Origin of the sequence: Chryseobacterium geocarposphaerae (assembly GCF_002797535.1) — a bacterium.
Classification (GTDB): domain Bacteria; phylum Bacteroidota; class Bacteroidia; order Flavobacteriales; family Weeksellaceae; genus Chryseobacterium; species Chryseobacterium geocarposphaerae.
The window spans coordinates 1,445,606-1,462,100 of sequence record NZ_PGFD01000001.1; the positions used below are offsets into that span (position 1 = coordinate 1,445,606).

Genomic DNA, 16,495 nt, shown 5'->3' on the forward strand with positions numbered 1-16,495 from the left:
ATTGTAAAACTTATAACCCGAATCTCAAAACCCGAAACACGTATCTCATTTATGAAGAAAAAAAAACGCGAATACCAATCCTCAGAACTTGTAAAATCTTTTGCAAGAATTCACGGTTTTGAAAGCAAACTGGTTGCTTTTGAAATTAAGGATTTTTTGGAAGAATACCTTGATGAAAGCCTTTTCCGTGAAATAAAAAGTGTGAATATTGAAGACCGCTGTGTAATCATAGAAATCAATTCACCTTTATTAAAACATGATTTTCAGCTTCGCAAAAGCTTTTTTCTGAAAAAATTCCAGGCTCAGTTTGGGGAAGATAAATTTAATGATCTTCAGATTTTGTAATCGTACTATTTCTTAAATCATCTGCTCTCTGATCTAATTTTGAGCGTAACGGGATAAAGAACCTCAACGGATTTTTCAAAAAGTATCTGAAAATTTCTTTATAAATTTCACTTACCTGACCAAAGTTTAATTTTCTGGATCTAAACGCTAAAAACATTGACAGTGTGAAACTTACCAGAAAGTTAAAGAATCCAATAAGAAAAACCGTAACAAAGGAAATCCAGAATGTATAAGAATCTACTGAAAAGTCCTTTCCGTAAAGACCTAAAGCAAAGTTTCCGGCTGCAAAGGTAATGTGGCGAATATCCAAGTCTAATCCTAAAAATAATCCAACCGGAGCAGTTGCGCCTAAAAATACCCCGAACCAGAAATTAGATATAATTCCCGGCCAGTTTTTAGCATAATATTTTGAAAGACCTTTAGCAAATTTTTTTCCAAAGAATTTTCTGATGGACAGGTTTTTGGCAATACGTTCAGGAATCTGATAAAAAACAGAATTGTTCCCGATATTTCCGGAAATAATCCCCGAAATAAAAAGATAAAATCCGGCAATACTTGCATGCAGAATTGCTTTTGACTTAAACGGATCCAGATCTTTCAGCAGTTTATCTGCTCTGTCTACCGCCATATTCTGAGAGGTAAAAACATCTAACCCATAAATGATAGCCAGTGCAATAGGAAAAGAAAGCAAAACATTACCTACAAAAGCAATAAACTGACTTCTGAACAGTTGAGAAACAAGGTGGGCAAATTCTGTATTATTTCTGGTTCCTCCACCTTCTTCCGAAAGCACTTTGGTCATTGTTGCCGCCGTCATGGCAGGCTGCTTGGTTGCCAGTGTGAATCCCATCAGATAAATCATGATAAATCCCATTGCATAATTCATTGAGTATAAAAAAGCATGGAAAAAATCACTTCCCGGAAAGTATCCGTAAAGCATTTTTAATACACACAAAGCTCCTACAATAATCCCTCCTCCACTGGCTTTATAGAACATTTTCATATATTCTTTCCGGGAAGAAGTAATGTAATGACTTCCTGTTTCCGCTGTGTGATTGGTGATAAGATGAGAAATCAGCCTTGTACTGTCATTGACAAGCTCAGAAATATTATTTTTATGAGATTTATACCTTATAATATTGAATATCAGTTGTTTTGAATTGATAAAAACATCTTTATCTTCATCAATGACCAGCAACTGAACTATTTCATAAATTCTATTGGTCTGCTGACGAATCTTCAGTAAAGACTGATTAATTTTACCCGAAATACCATATTTTGCCGAGTTTTTAAAGGCAATCGTTACAAATTCCAGACATTGTTCTGCGTAGATTTTTATCTGCTTATATCGGCTGTCTTTGGAATGAAGCTGTAATTCCGGATTATTATCAAGTTCTTCAGCAAGCCCTTCCAATTCATTTTGCAACGCCAAAAAAGGATTATCAAAATTCCTATATTCCGGTGCCATTCTTACCACCTCAACTTCCATTGCCATTCCTGTAGCACGCCAAGAAAGGATATTCATGGCAAAGATCAGCTCTTTTTTGACTACGGATTTGGTAATAAAATCTGAAGCTCCAAGAAGTTTTAAAAACTCATCTACTTCATTTTCGGGAAGATTATGGAAAAACTTAAGATCTTTTTGTGGGCTTAAACTTACATTATCAATCATATACCACACCGTATTTTCATTTTCTACAGGTGGCAGTACTTTATTTAAGATTCGCTTTTTAAGCTCAGGAAAAAAGGAGTTTTCGGATAGAATATTCGCTTCTGTTAGCGATAAATTAAAAGGTCTTCCTTTAAAGATATTATGAATATAATATTTAAAATTTTCAGTAACCTGAGAATTGCTTTTAAAAAAATTGAGTACATCTGTAAAGTCTGCCCTTTTAATACTCTCCAAGAAATCTGCAAATGGTTCTAGAGAGAGGGTTTCGTTCTTAAAGGAAAAATATTTTTTAAGAACAGACTCAAAGTTTGTGCTGGAATTAAAAAGCTTCATCACTACAAAGATACTAAACTTGTTTAAACTTCTTAATAACAATAAAAAGATACCCAACTTAAATTCTTAAGCTGGGTTAAATTTTCGCTTTTATTTCAGACTTACATTCCTCATCTGTCTCATGATCCAGTTATGCTTTCTGGTCAGATATGGCGAAGGATTTTTGGGATCATATTTTTTGGGATTAGGTAAAACAGCGGCAATCCAGGCTGCTTCAGAAGTTGTAAGATCTTTGGATGATTTTCCAAAATAATATTTTGAAGCGGCTTCTATTCCAAATACCCCCTGTCCCATTTCAATAGAATTCAGATATCTTTCTAAAATGATATCCTTACCCCAAACTTTTTCGATAATAAAGGTATAGACTGCTTCCAATCCTTTTCTCAACCAGCTTCTTCCCTGCCAGAGAAAAATATTTTTTGCTGTTTGCTGCGAAATCGTACTGCCACCTCTTATTCTTTTTCCTTTCTCATTATGCTTCATTGCCTTTTCAATGGCAGAATAGTCGAACCCATCATGCATAAAAAACTTTTGATCTTCGGATGCAATGACGGCTTTCTTTACTTTGTCTCCCATTTCATCATAAGAAACATAATCTCTTTGAAGTTTTCCATACTCAAAAAGTCCTCCGATCTGTGTAATGGTAATTGGTGGGTTGAAAAATCTTCCCCAAACAATAAATAAAACATTCAGAATAAGGATTATAAAAATAATCCGCTTAATTTTTTTCCACATAAGTTCTAAAAAAGAGACACAAAAATAAATAAATCCTTCAAGTTATTTTACTTCTTTCATATAAGTAAGCTGATAATCTGGTAATAATTCCGGATGAAAAATTTTAATATAATCTTTCAGTACCCAATCTGCTCTTACAATACCGCTTTCGAAGAAGTCGTTAGCTTTTTCTTTTTCTCTGCCTCCAATTCCGTAGACATAACCTTTATTAAAAACATTCAGTTTACCATAAAACGGATTCATATTCAGCATCTCTTTTTTAGAGATATGGTTTCCTGCATTTACCCAGTACTTCACGCTTTTAGCTTTTGAAAACACTTCCTCAAAGCTCATTGGTACGGCTTTCTCTTCTGTATTGTTATTCAGAATATATTGAGCATTCGCATCTGAAATATAATTAGCTACCGATGTTTTCCCTCCCGGCAGATACCAAACATCACCGTACATTTCATTCGCCAGAACCAAAGGCTTTTCTTTTGCTTTTAAAGCTAATTTTCTGAGCTCATTATAATTTTTTTCTATTTCGGTGTATTCGGCCTCCGCTTTTTTATCAATTCCGAAAAGCTTTCCAAAAAGCTTTAAATAAGCAGTTTTTTCCAATGGTTTCTGTTCCTTATACTCATCCAGGAAAATCACCTGAATCCCATTGTTTTTCAATAATTGATAAGTATTGTCAAAGCTGGCAATATGATTGGTAAAAATCGCGTCCGGTTTTAGAGATATAATCTTTTCCACATCATATTTCTGTTCATTTCCTACATTCTGTATACTTCCCCTTTTTATTTTCCCTTGAATTTTTTCAGAAAAAATATATTCCGGACTGGATACCCCAATAATCAAATCTTCAGCTCCGAGTTCCGAAATATAGCCTGCCATACTTGCATTTAACAAAATCACCTTCTTAAAAGGAATCTGATTTTTCTTAAAATCGTAGGTGAAATTTCCCGATTTTAGTTTTAAAGCCTCTCCGGTTTCATTGTATTGTACATATTCTGATACAGAAATCCATTGTGAGGATGAAATTTTTGATTCTCTTTTACAAGAGATTAGCGCACAAATGGCCAATATTAGAAAAATTCTTGATTTCATCTTTCAAAGAAAAGAAAAAAGCACTATATTTGCAAACCTTTAAACAACAAGGAAACAACGGCCTCGTGGCGCAACTGAATAGCGCATCTGATTACGGCTCAGAAGGTTACAGGTTTGAATCCTGTCGAGGTCACAAGACGGGGATTAAGATTTTTCAAATTTTGATCCCCTCTTTTTTTCTCACCTAATTCCTTCTTAATCAAGAAAATACTTTTAGCAAAACTATTCATTTTAGCGGTTCGAAAACTACTTCCGTCAAAAGTTAACTTTTCAGGAAATATCGAACCAACAATCGCGCGTTTATCAATCAGATTGGCATTTCTATAACGATCTGCTACATTTGTTACAGCATGTAATGCCAAAGAAAGTTTTGTTTCAATTTCACTCTCTGGGCTTTTCTTTATCAAACCTAACTTTTCTTTTAATTCGTCCAGTTCACTCTTATACCTATTCTTAATGTCTCTAAAATCATCCTCATCGATTTTATCAGATAAAAACATATCTCTTGCTTTTGAGATTCTTTCATTTAGAGAGTTGATTCTATTTGTAATAGTAGATCTTTCATCTTTTATCGTTGATGAAACACTTTTGAAATTATGTAGAATTATCGTATTTAAAATTTTTCTAATACCAGGCTGAAACTCATATTTTGAAAGTTCACTTTCAAATAGTTCATTAACTAAATCAGAATTATGTCTAAATCCACAGGCAGAACTGCAATGATAGTAGTAGTAATGCTTTTTTCTTCCTTTTGAACCGCTCGCAGTAAGATTGTTCCCACATTTAGGACAGAGCAAAATTCCTCGCAAAGGGTATCTTTCATCATTAATTGCTTTTTCTCCTGGCAACCTCAGGTCCTTGGTCCCTTTTCGCCGTAAAACATTTTGAACCTTCATAAAGAGCTCTTCTGATATTAACGGCTCGTGTTTTCCCTGCACTATTTTCTCCTCTTCTTTTCCATTAGCACGTAATAATAACTTCCCACAATAAGCTACATTCTTTAAAGCTTCCATAAAAGCATTTAAAGAAATATTCTTCCCATCACGTTTGTTCATTTCAACACGCACTATAGCTGTAGGTAAATGACCTTTGGCCACTTGTTTAAATGCCCATATTATATTAGAAGCTTCCGGCTCCTTTATAGCAACGTATTTCCTTCCATCTTCTGTGCATTTATTAATATAGCCATAAGGAGCAATTCCCATCATTCTACCTTCCTTTATAGCTCTCCTCATACCATTTGTTACATTCAAGGCTATTCGATCGTTTTCAACTTCAGGTGTAGATAAGTAAATTGCTAACAACACCTTATTTTCAGGGATGCTCAAATCCAAAGATTGCTCAATGGCCTGAGGAGTGATATTTTTCTTTTTAAGATGACCGATCATGTGATATGCGTCGCTTGTATTTCTATTAAATCTGTCCCATTTTGTAAAAAGCAACAACCGTCCTTCTTTCTCTGCTTTCCTCCTGCTAAATTCAAGGATATATTTTTTCCATTCAGGACGTTCAAAAGACTTTGCTGAATGATCTTCAAAAATCACCTTACCAATTGTTAATCCGGATCGAAAGCAATGACTGCGCAGCCTCTCCTCTTGATCTCTTTGTGAATACCCTTTATCCGCCTGTTCATCTGTGGAAACCCGTATATACAAATCAGCAATAGTCATAATGGAAAAAATTTAAAATTGGAAATCAATATAAAATCAAACGACACTGTAATAAATTGATTATTAAAGCATTTTAGAAAACTAAATTACAAAAAAGATTTATTTAGCAGAGAAAACCTCTTTCAAAGTTATTTTTACTATAATGTTCAGAAACTGCATTAGCTCAGTTACCTCTTCGTTAGTTAAATCAAAACCCGAATCTATCAACATTTTCTCTGACTGCTCCAATGTCAACTCTTCAAATTTCATAATAGGTTCCAGCTCAAATTTTTCTGTGCAGTCTCCTTTATGATTTTTTAAAGATTTTTTCCTTTTGTTAGCAGCCATCTTATATATTCTAAAAACAGAAATGAATATATTCAGCTGGTAATAAAATGGATGTTGAATCTTGTGCAAAGGGGTAATTTGACCTATAGTTTCCTATTCACTATAAAAGAGAGGGTTAAAAGGATTAAGAAAATCTGTCACGGAGAGAGAAGGAGTCCTGTCCGAACTATTTTTACCAATTTTATCCTTCTTTGAAAATATTAAATAAGCTTCATCTTTCAGCAAGCTAACAAAAAATTATTAGGAACATACAAATTGCAAGTAAAAATGCATTAAGACAATATTAGTACACAAAACCTACAGGATATTGTCACAGCTAAAACGGCTTTCACGCTGGAGAATTGAATAAAAGCCATGTACTTTCAGTTCATGGCTAAAACTTTTTACTCATTGTTCTGTATCAGCAGAAATAGTAATCTAATAATATTGACGATTGTTTCACGATAACCGATGTTAATATATTTCTGATTTTTATTTCTACTGTGGGATAATGTTCTGCGACCGTATACTGGCATTCATTTCTTCTGAATGATCCTGTGGACAAACTTAAATTATTATTTGTATATGTACGGATTCAACATAAAGTGGAGACTTCTTGGAAAAATGTATTTCGAAGCACTAAAACTATTTTGCCTATGATCAAATTGACTAAGGTTTGCTCTATAATAAATTTCATATATTTTACTGTTTAAAGTATGTCCGGATCCTGTATGAATTGGTACTCTCTCATATTCATTGATATTCTGTAATTTTAAATCTATCAATAACAAATATAAATCCTGAGGTACTAAGAAATTGGAATTGAGATCAACTTCGCTCAACGACTGCCGTTGTCTATATTTTGAGCTCCCAAGTTATAGGTATATAAAATTTGCAACTTAATGAAAAGATATATAAGTTTAATTTGTAAATATATCTGCCTAAATTGATTTTTTAATTTTTAGTACTAAATCGAAAAAACCTCTTACAATAAGCAAGAGGTAAATGAACATACTGGAAAATAAAAATAATATACGCATGTTTGTTCAAACAATATATTCAAACTAATAAAACGAAGTCCATTTTATTTTTTAAATTCTAAAAAAGGTTTAAATTATGCTAATTTTACGTTGATTGCATTCAACCCTTTGTCACTTTCTACTATATCAAAAGTTACTTTATCATTTTCACGGATCATTTTTGTGCTTAATCCTGAAGAATGTACAAATATATCTTTCCCCCCATCTGAAGGAGAAATGAATCCGAAGCCTTTTAATTCATTGAAAAATTTTACTGTGCCTTGTTGCATTGTAATTATTATTAAAATTATATATTATTATCTGTAAATAGTTACAGATTTTATTTGTAAAATGACCTGACAGGTAATGTAAACCCGATCAGCTTTTGAATATTCTTGAAATCTATACGTTCATCGCTATCACAAAATGAAATAGCAGTACCTTCAGCTCCTCCTCTGCCTGTTCTTCCTATTCTGTGTACATAGGTTTCGGGAACATTAGGGAGCTCATAATTGATCACATAAGGAAGATCGTCTATATCAATTCCTCTGGCTGCAATATCTGTAGCTACCAGAACCTTAATCCTGTCATTTTTAAAATCATCGAGCGCATTTTGCCTTGCTGCCTGCGATTTGTTTCCATGAATAGCCGCTGCAAAAATCCCTACAGTTTCCAGTTGCTGAACAAGTTTATTGGCCACATGCTTAGTACGGGTAAAAACAAGCGATCTTGTTGTGCTTTTTTCCTGCAATATATCGATCAACAGTTCTATTTTATCTTTTTTCTCCACAAAACATACTGATTGCTTCACTGTTTCGGCAGCTGAAGACACCTGATTTACTGTAACTTCAACGGGCTTATTCATAATGGTTTCGGCGAATTCTCTTATTTTTTTTGGCATGGTAGCTGAAAAAAATAAAGTCTGTCTTTTAGTCGGGAGTAATTTTAAGACCTTTTTTACATCATTTATAAATCCCATATCGAGCATTCTATCTGCTTCATCCAATACTAATATTTCAATCTTGGAAAGATCAATATGTCTTTGACTTTCCAGATCCAGCAATCTTCCTGGAGTTGCTACAAGAATATCTACTCTTTTTCTAAGGGCAGCAAGCTGGCTTCCTATTGAAACTCCTCCGAACACAGAGAATTGGGATAATGGCATATATTTACTGTATATGCGAAAGTTTTCTTCTATTTGTATTGCTAATTCCCTTGTGGGAGTAAGAATTAAGGTTCGGATTTCTCTGTGTTCGGGTGTATACTTTTTCAGTAACTGCAGTATCGGCATGGCAAATGCAGCCGTTTTTCCGGTTCCTGTCTGTGCACATCCTATAATATCTTTTCCTGACAGTATATGCGGAATCGCTGCATTCTGTATTTCAGTAGGTTGAGAATATCCGGCTTCTGTAACTGCTCGAATAATCGGATTGATTAAGTTTAAATTTTTAAAACTCATTATAAATTCCGGACTTCCGGTACTTAGTAAACAAATCTGATAATCAGAATTTAAATTGGGGTATAGGATAAACAAATAAAGAATACTTTTCCGGTTTATCATTTTGCTTGCTTTGTCTATAACAATATTGTTGAAGACCTGCAATAACATATCGCTCCTATTGATCGTAGGACTTTATAATCCTTAACATTTCACTGATGAAATCAGGGATTATAAATGGGTAGCTGAAAAAGCAAAACTGATAAAGAAAATTGTGATTTTAAACTTACAGAATAGCAAAGGCAGAGACCTGTTTTATAAATGTTTTGCAAACCTACGATAAAAAAAATAAACACCACAATATTTAATTAATTGATTATCAAAAATATATTCATACCTTACGCACATTAATCAAATTGTTTGCTTTGCGGATGATTTTAAGCTCCCTGATATGCAAACTACCTTTCCTATCACAAATCCTCAGACACAAAGTCTGAAGTTGAATACTCCGCCTCTTGTTAAAATTGCTTATTTCATTATGGTTCACCATAAACCGAATGTATTCAAAGCGATGTTCCAGAAGATTTATACGAAAGATCAGTTCTATCTTATCCATATCGACAGAAAGGCTAAATCAGAATTAATTGAAGAAATACAGTTCTATATAATTCAGTTTCCGAATGTTTATTTGTTAGAAAGCCTGAATATTGTTTCCGGAGGTTTCAGCATGATTCAGGCAGAGCTTAATGCTATGGAATTTCTTCTAAATGCAAGTTTGGAATGGGATTATTTTATTAATCTAAGCGGTGAAGATTACCCGCTCAAATCTCAGCAAATAATTCGTAAATTCCTTACGATTAACAACGGTCGAAATTATCTATTTTATTATGACCAAAATTTTTGCAGACCAGACACCCTAAAAAGAATACAAAACCATTTTACCGAATTAGCTTACAAAATTTCCACTTTTTTCTATAAAAGAGAGTTTATGAAAGGAATAACCCCCTATATTGGTGGAAAATGGTTCATTTTTACAAGAGATACCTGTGCGTTCTTAACCAACAACAAAAAAGTAATGGATTTTGAAGACTATTATCTCCATACTTTTCTACCTGCCGAATCGTTTTTTCAAACTGTTCTCATGAATACTTCGTTCAATGATATTATTGTAAATGATGATAAAAGAGCCATATTCGAGAAATCAATTTTTCACACCAGGCAAGATACGCTGAATTTTATAGAGTCTATGAAATCAAGCAATCAGATTTTCATCAGAAAGATAAACAATAAAACCGATGAAGATATCCTTAGGTATATTGAAGATAGTTTTCTTCTTCCTTTAGCAGAAATTGATGAAATTGAAAAAGAATTAAGAAGAGATGAACGAAATAATAATTGATTTTGGAGTAACTTATTAAATATTCTTTCAACTGACATTTGCCAACTATCCGCTGAACCTATTATTTAAAAAATAAATCAATTGTAAATTGAAAGATAAAAAACATTCAACAATCTAAAGAAGCGATTTATTAAAATAGATATTCAGAATTATGGTACAAGCGTTGTAAAAAGATAAAGAAGGAAAATAGAAATCAGCACCATCCCCTGCATAATATTAGTGCGTCCCGTTGCGAGAGAAATTGTAATGATCACTAGAGACAGGCCTAAGAGTAACATTGACTTTAAACCTATTCCTAACGACATTCTAAAATCTCCAATAACAGAAACAATAGCAACGGCTGGAATACTAAGACCTATACTTGCTAATGCAGATCCAAAAGCCAGATTAAGACTTGTCTGCAAACGGTTATTGTAGGCCGCTCTAATCGCTGCAATACCCTCAGGAAGCAATACTACTCCTGCAATAATTATTCCTACGATAGCTTTGGGTGCTCCTGCTTTTACAATCAAGGCATCAACATCTTTTGATAGATATTTCGCTAACAGAACTACAATTCCCAGACACAGAATCAAAAATATAATACTGATATACATTATTTTTCGAGTTGGTATTTCGGGAAGAATTTCATGTTCATCCTTATCGAAGTTTGTGTTCTTTGGAATAGGTGCAATAAAAAAATCCCGATGTCTAATTGTTTGTACCATTGTAAAGCCTATATACAATAGTAGACAGATCATAGCTATAAAAACTAGTTGTAAAGAGGTATATTCACCTTTACTATGGCTTGTCGTAAAATTAGGTAAAACCAATATAAACGTAACAATAACAATAAGGGTTATTAGCGCTGTACTTACTCCCTGTAGAGTAAAGAACTGTTCTTTATACCGAAGTGATCCTACGATAATACAAATCCCAACAATTCCTGTAAGGATAATCATCACAGCAGCAAAAACAGTATCTCTCGCAAGGCTGATAGTCTCTAATCCTACTGAGCTTAACATAATGGAAATGATAAGAGAAACTTCTATCACAGTGATTGCAAAAGCAAGTAATAAAGTTCCATATGGCTCTCCTAAACGATAAGCAATAATTTCCGAATGGTAGACCGCCGCTAAAACAGAACCTATAAGAAAAAATGTCAAAACAACTGAATACAAATGCCCACTAACGGAATAATGGGCAAAATAAATTATCCAGGCAAGTAGTGGAACAAGGATTGTCCACCCTACAAGATAAATTTTATTTTTCATAAATTTTGATTATCAGTTATTTTAAATAGCTTTACGCTGCAAAAGCTATATAACATCATAATCATTCAAACGCGTTACAAAATGATGTTCTATAAACTTTTTCGAGGTATTGCATAGTTCAATCAATTCATTTGTATTATAATTTTCAAAGTCAAAATCGTCAGCGACATCAACCGTATATTCAGTCACTTTTTCTGTATCTGAAAACTGAATTTCCGCAGAAAAATCAGGCGAAATGAGCATGGATTTCCCTTCAAAAAAGGGAATTTTCTGGGTTACCAAATTCTTAAATTTATATAATGTTATTGTTTTCATTCTTTCATTTTTTGTCTTTCTTAAAAGTAATAAGTTGCATTCGTATTGTAGTAAGATACTGCTTCAGGTCTTGTAATGTAATATTTTTATCATTGGATGACATCCATAATGGAGTTTCATTCAACAGGAAATATAACTCAGGATACAAAGACTGAATTGTCGTTGTCACCCTAAAAATCTTTCTTGTAAGATTCTGGAAAGTATCTGGCGATTTCATATCTTTTTATTAAAAAAGTAGTACTGTAATATTCAAATAAAAAAGAACAGAAGCTTACAAGCACCTGCCCTTTTTATATTAAAACCTCTAAAATATAAAAGCTTTCTCGGGTTTTAATATACCCATTATGAAAATTGAGTGTCATTCAAAATTTTAATGACTTCTTCACGGTTTTTACTTAACTTATTTCCAATTCTTTCCAGCAATTCATCCTCTTTTCCCTTGTCCAAAACCAAGTCCGAATCTTTAAGCTGAGAAAACTGTTTTTTTAACTGCTGAGATTGTTTTTCCCAATTTTCTGAAATTTTAAAAGCATTATAGCCTTTATTATGCTCTGTATTCATAATTAAAGTTTTTATGTAACAGAATTATTACTCTCCAAAGTTGAATGTTTATTGGCGTATCTATACTATACTTTTTATAAATAAATTTACAGATTTCACAGATTTAGTTATAAGTCTTCTAGATTTTTAAGGCGTTTATGCTTGAGTTGCTTATAAAATGAAGGCGAAAGCCCTGTTATTTTTTTGAATTGATTGGAAAGATGAGCAACACTACTGTAATTGAGTTTATAGGAAATTTCAGTAAGATTTAACTCATCGTATAAAAGCAGTTCTTTTACCTTTTCAATTTTATTAATGATGATAAAATGCTGCAGAGTTATTCCTTTTACCTCAGAAAATGTATTGGCTAGATAGGTGTAGTCATACCCAAGTTTTTCACTGATATAGTCTGAGAAATTCTCTTTTGGAAGAGATTCTGAATAATGAATCATTTCTGTGACCACATTTTTTATTTTTTCAATCAAAATGCTTTTTTTATCATCTAATAGCTCAAGTCCCGTCTTCAGAAGATTTTCTTTTAACATCAGTCTTTGTTCTGAAGTAATATCATCCAGGATTTCAACCAAACCAAGATCTACCACAGCATTTTTAATGCCCAGTTTTTCCAACTCCTGATGGACCACCATTTTACAGCGTAGACTTACCATATATTTTATATACAGCTTCATAGTCTTTATATTTTTCAGCCTGTTAATCAGTATGCTAACAGCGACTTTTTTCAAAGGTAGTTCATTAAATTCGAATATCTATGATTTATATAACAATTGGACAGACTATTGCAAAGTTTTAGGATTCTAATCAATGATCTTTACCTACCATAAAAAAGACTATATGTTAAAAGGAAAGGACACCAAGAAAAAATCGGATAAGACACCACCTTCAAAATCAGCAAAAGAGAAGCGCCAGGATAAGCAAAATAAAAAGAGAAACAAAGAAAATGAAAGTCGCAATGTAGCAACCTAAATGATAGAAATAAAAAAAGAAGGAATCATCCTCAGAAAAACCGCCCTAAGCTTTGAGAACGAAAGTGTTTTAAACCCGGCTGTTATTCAGGAAAACGGGAAAATACATTTATTTTACCGGGCTGTTGCCAAAGGTAATTTTTCAAGCATCGGATATTGTGTACTATCTGACCCTCTTACTGTAGAAAGCAGATCTGCCTCCCCTATTATTATTGCTGAATTTGAATATGAAAAGCATGGTATCGAAGACCCCAGAATCGTAAAAATAGATGATTTGTTTTATCTTACCTATACAAGTTACGACGGCATTAATGCATTAGGAACATTGGCGACTTCAAAAGATTTGAAATCTTGGAAAAAAGAAAGGATTATTGTTCCTAGAATCCCCTATGAGAAGTTTAAATGTTTAGTAGAATCTGAAGGTTTAATCCCTGAAAAATACAAAAGATATAACGAATTCCAAATCAGCCATATAGATAGTGATCCTATCTTTTTATGGGACAAAAATCTGATTTTTTTTCCAAAAAAAATAAATGGCAAATTTTATTTTCTCCACAGAATACGACCTGATATTCAAATTGTAAGTGTAGAAAACATTGAAGATTTAAACTTTGAGTTCTGGGAAGATTATTTTTCTCACTTTAAGAATCACATCTTTTTATGTCCCAAATATGATCACGAATCTAGCTATATTGGAGGTGGGTGCCCACCCATAGAAACGGAATACGGATGGCTGATGATCTATCATGGAGTTCACGATACCGTCGACGGATATGTTTATAATGCTTGTGTAGCTTTACTGGATCTTGAGAATCCGGAAAAAGAAATTTCCAGACTTCCGTATCCTCTTTTTGAGCCGGAGAAAGAATGGGAAATTAAGGGCGAAGTTAATAATGTCTGCTTTCCTACAGGAGCTATTGTAGAAAAAGATACACTTTATATCTATTATGGAGCCGCAGACGAAAGAGTTGCCGTTGCCTCTTTAAGTATTTCAAAGCTATTGAAAGAATTGATGAAGCATGCATTATAATTGATGGTTCAATAGAATTATCAAATCTAAAAATGAAAATAAAATGAATAAAAATATTAATTCAGACGTGGAGGACAAAGCCAGAAGACTATCTTTAAAAAAAGAAAAACACATCGTGTATAATAAATCTGAGATTATCTTTATCAGTACTTTTCCTCCAAAGGTATGCGGAATTGCCACTTATACACAAGACCTTATAAAATCGCTTCACTCGAAATTTGGAGAATCATTCGAAACAATTATTTGCCCTATGGAAACGGAAGGGGAAAATTATGAGTATGAAGAACATCCTGAATACAAATTAAATATCTCAGACGCTGTCTCCTTTCTGGAATTGGCTGAAAAGATTAATAGAAATGACAATATTCAACTTGTAATGCTTCAGCACGAGTTTGGCTTTTTTAATGAAACCAAGAACGGATTATCTCTTTTCCTACAAAGCTTAAAGAAAGAAATTATTATCACCTTTCATACTGTACTCCCCAATCCAGATATAGAATTAAAAACAAAAGTGAGAGACCTTGCAGATTTTTCCAAGTCAATTGTCGTAATGACAGACCTCTCGGCGGAGATTCTTTCAAAAGATTATAATATTTCTTCTGGCAAAATCACCGTCATTCCGCACGGAACACATTTGTTACCTTTTACAGATAAAAATGCATTGAAAGAAAAGTACGGACTTAAAAACAAAAAGGTCTTGTCTACATTTGGGCTATTGGGTTCAGGTAAAAATATTGAAACCACCCTAAAAGCTTTACCTCATATTGTTGCTCAAAATCCTAATGTCATTTTTCTAATTCTTGGCAAGACCCATCCTGCTATCGTGAGAAGCGAAGGCGAAAAGTATCGTGATCTTTTAGAAAACCTTACCTGTAAACTTCATCTGGAAAATCACATCCGTTTTATTAATGAATATTTGCCATTGCCTGAATTATTAGAGTATCTTCAACTTACCGACATTTATCTTTTCACTTCAAAAGACAGAAATCAGGCAGTAAGTGGTACTTTTTCCTATGCTATCAGTTGCGGCTGTGCTATTGTTTCTACTCCTATTCCACATGCTTTGGAAGTTTTAAAAGAAGAAACAGGAATTATCATTGATTTTGAAGCCCCAAAACAATTAGCTTTTGCTGTTAATACTTTACTGAAAAATGAAAACAATCGTGAAAAATTACGCACAAAATCTTTGCAAAAAATGGCTCCCACCGCTTGGGAAAATTCGTCTATTTTACACGCTTTATTATTCCAGAAATTCAGAAATAGCAGTGCAAAGCTCAAATACGTCTTGCCTAAATTCAATCTTGATCATATCCAAAATATAACTACCGATTTTGGGATGATACAGTTTGCTAAGATCAGTGAACCAGATATCGATTCTGGCTATACTCTGGATGATAATGCACGTGCAATGATCGCACTTTGTAAACATTATAAAGTCAATAAAAACAAATCTGATTTGCAATTAATTTCAATTTACTTAAATTTCATTAAATTTTGTCAGCAAAAAGATGGTAGTTTCCTAAATTATGTGGACAAAGAAAAACAATTCACCCGACAGAATTACGAAACCAACCTTGAAGATTCTAACGGAAGAGCAGTATGGGCTTTGGGTTATTTAATTTCATTAAAGGAAATTTTACCTCAGGAATTTTATAAAGTCGCAGAAGCTATGCTTCAAAAAAACTTGGCCATTGCTGAAAAAATATATTCCACCAGAGCCATGGCGTTTATAATAAAAGGATTGTATTACCAGAATTCTGAAAAAAATATCCCTTTATTAGAAGAATTAGCGAATCGTTTAGTGAAAATGTATCAACACGAAGCTAAAGGTAACTGGCTTTGGTTCGAAGGTTATCTTACTTATGGGAACAGCGTATTGCCGGAAGCTTTATTATTTGCTTGGGTTGCAACTAAAAATGAAATGTATAAGCAAATAGCGGAAAAATCTTTTGCGTTCCTCTTATCTAAAATAATTGTCAACGATACCATAAAAGTAATCTCCAACCAAGGTTGGTTGCAAAAAGAAAGTAAGGAAAACAACACATCCAATGGCGGAGAACAGCCTATAGATGTGGCTTATACTATCCTGGCATTATCTTCATTTTATAAGATTTTAGATAATGAAAAGTATTTACAGTTGATGCAAAATTCTTTTAATTGGTTTCTTGGAAAAAATCAGCTAAATCAAATTATTTACAATCCTGTAACCGGAGGTTGCTATGATGGGCTTGAGGAAAACAATGTGAATATTAACCAAGGAGCAGAATCTACAGTCAGCTACCTAATGGCAAGACTCAGCATGGATTTTTCAAAGAGTAAGACTTATGACAATATATAGAATACCCATCAACTTCAATGATAAAACCAG

At 33.3% G+C, this 16,495-nt stretch carries 17 protein-coding genes and 1 tRNA gene; 6 read left to right on the plus strand and 12 right to left on the minus strand.

The window, feature by feature from the left end; translation table 11 throughout:
- Window positions 1–51: 51 nt before the first annotated feature.
- A complete protein-coding gene (locus CLV73_RS06395; protein ID WP_100376017.1) occupies window positions 52–345 on the plus strand; it encodes a hypothetical protein in 294 nt (97 codons plus the stop codon).
- Here the strand turns inward: CLV73_RS06395 and CLV73_RS06400 are convergent.
- From CLV73_RS06400 to CLV73_RS06410, 3 genes are all read right to left on the minus strand, one after another.
- The gene (locus tag CLV73_RS06400; protein ID WP_100376018.1) at window positions 323–2,350 is read right to left on the minus strand and encodes a recombinase; all 2,028 of its coding nucleotides are present in this window, start codon (window positions 2,348–2,350) and stop codon (window positions 323–325) included. The two genes, CLV73_RS06395 and CLV73_RS06400, sit on opposite strands and share 23 nt — an antisense overlap.
- 90 nt (window positions 2,351–2,440) lie before the next feature.
- The gene (gene mtgA, locus CLV73_RS06405; protein ID WP_100376019.1) at window positions 2,441–3,085 is read right to left on the minus strand and encodes a monofunctional biosynthetic peptidoglycan transglycosylase; all 645 of its coding nucleotides are present in this window, start codon (window positions 3,083–3,085) and stop codon (window positions 2,441–2,443) included.
- Window positions 3,086–3,127: 42 nt separating this feature from the next.
- Window positions 3,128–4,174 (minus strand): ABC transporter substrate-binding protein, encoded by a 1,047-nt coding sequence (locus CLV73_RS06410; RefSeq protein ID WP_100376020.1) that lies wholly within the window; start codon window positions 4,172–4,174, stop codon window positions 3,128–3,130.
- A gap of 59 nt (window positions 4,175–4,233) precedes the next feature.
- Here CLV73_RS06410 and CLV73_RS06415 point away from each other — a divergent pair.
- Window positions 4,234–4,307 (plus strand) — tRNA-Arg (locus CLV73_RS06415).
- Here the strand turns inward: CLV73_RS06415 and CLV73_RS06420 are convergent.
- The 4 genes from CLV73_RS06420 to CLV73_RS06435 all read right to left on the minus strand — a co-directional run bounded on the left by CLV73_RS06420 (window position 4,273) and on the right by CLV73_RS06435 (window position 8,628).
- Window positions 4,273–5,844: a recombinase family protein gene (locus CLV73_RS06420; RefSeq protein WP_100376021.1), complete on the minus strand. Its 1,572-nt coding sequence runs from the start codon at window positions 5,842–5,844 to the stop codon at window positions 4,273–4,275. The genes CLV73_RS06415 and CLV73_RS06420 overlap by 35 nt on opposite strands.
- Window positions 5,845–5,943: 99 nt before the next feature.
- Window positions 5,944–6,171: a hypothetical protein gene (locus CLV73_RS06425; RefSeq protein WP_100376022.1), complete on the minus strand. Its 228-nt coding sequence runs from the start codon at window positions 6,169–6,171 to the stop codon at window positions 5,944–5,946.
- Between the two features lie 1,093 nt (window positions 6,172–7,264).
- A complete protein-coding gene (locus CLV73_RS06430; protein ID WP_100376023.1) occupies window positions 7,265–7,459 on the minus strand; it encodes a cold-shock protein in 195 nt (64 codons plus the stop codon).
- Between the two features lie 50 nt (window positions 7,460–7,509).
- A complete protein-coding gene (locus tag CLV73_RS06435) occupies window positions 7,510–8,628 on the minus strand; it encodes a DEAD/DEAH box helicase (protein ID WP_100377006.1) in 1,119 nt (372 codons plus the stop codon).
- Window positions 8,629–9,058: 430 nt separating this feature from the next.
- Here CLV73_RS06435 and CLV73_RS06440 point away from each other — a divergent pair, with 430 nt between their 5' ends.
- Window positions 9,059–10,006 carry a beta-1,6-N-acetylglucosaminyltransferase gene (locus CLV73_RS06440; protein ID WP_100376024.1) on the plus strand — a complete coding sequence of 316 codons (948 nt, stop codon included), beginning with the start codon at window positions 9,059–9,061 and terminating at the stop codon, window positions 10,004–10,006.
- 149 nt (window positions 10,007–10,155) lie between these two features.
- On the opposite strand, the gene CLV73_RS06445 is transcribed toward CLV73_RS06440, so the two are convergent.
- The 5 genes from CLV73_RS06445 to CLV73_RS06465 form a co-directional block, all read right to left on the minus strand.
- A complete protein-coding gene (locus tag CLV73_RS06445) occupies window positions 10,156–11,259 on the minus strand; it encodes a calcium:proton antiporter (RefSeq protein ID WP_100376025.1) in 1,104 nt (367 codons plus the stop codon).
- Window positions 11,260–11,304: 45 nt separating this feature from the next.
- Window positions 11,305–11,574 carry a heme oxygenase gene (locus CLV73_RS06450; protein ID WP_100376026.1) on the minus strand — a complete coding sequence of 90 codons (270 nt, stop codon included), beginning with the start codon at window positions 11,572–11,574 and terminating at the stop codon, window positions 11,305–11,307.
- Window positions 11,575–11,578: 4 nt separating this feature from the next.
- Entirely contained in the window at window positions 11,579–11,791 is a 213-nt protein-coding gene (locus CLV73_RS06455; protein WP_100376027.1) for a hypothetical protein, read from the minus strand.
- A gap of 125 nt (window positions 11,792–11,916) precedes the next feature.
- Window positions 11,917–12,135, minus strand: coding sequence for a hypothetical protein (locus CLV73_RS06460; RefSeq protein ID WP_100376028.1), 219 nt, complete (start codon window positions 12,133–12,135; stop codon window positions 11,917–11,919).
- A gap of 107 nt (window positions 12,136–12,242) precedes the next feature.
- Window positions 12,243–12,803, minus strand: a complete 561-nt coding sequence (locus tag CLV73_RS06465) for a helix-turn-helix domain-containing protein (protein ID WP_228424259.1) — start codon at window positions 12,801–12,803, stop codon at window positions 12,243–12,245.
- Window positions 12,804–12,966: 163 nt separating this feature from the next.
- Here CLV73_RS06465 and CLV73_RS19160 point away from each other — a divergent pair, with 163 nt between their 5' ends.
- The 3 genes from CLV73_RS19160 to CLV73_RS06475 are packed head-to-tail and all read left to right on the plus strand — an operon-like array spanning window position 12,967 to window position 16,465.
- The gene (locus tag CLV73_RS19160; protein ID WP_262496325.1) at window positions 12,967–13,098 is read left to right on the plus strand and encodes a hypothetical protein; all 132 of its coding nucleotides are present in this window, start codon (window positions 12,967–12,969) and stop codon (window positions 13,096–13,098) included.
- Window positions 13,099–14,127 (plus strand): glycoside hydrolase family 130 protein, encoded by a 1,029-nt coding sequence (locus CLV73_RS06470; RefSeq protein WP_100376029.1) that lies wholly within the window; start codon window positions 13,099–13,101, stop codon window positions 14,125–14,127. It abuts the gene before it with no gap.
- Window positions 14,128–14,170: 43 nt separating this feature from the next.
- Complete coding sequence (locus tag CLV73_RS06475) at window positions 14,171–16,465, plus strand: glycosyltransferase (protein WP_100376030.1); 2,295 nt, start codon at window positions 14,171–14,173, stop codon at window positions 16,463–16,465.
- Window positions 16,466–16,495 lie beyond the last annotated feature (30 nt).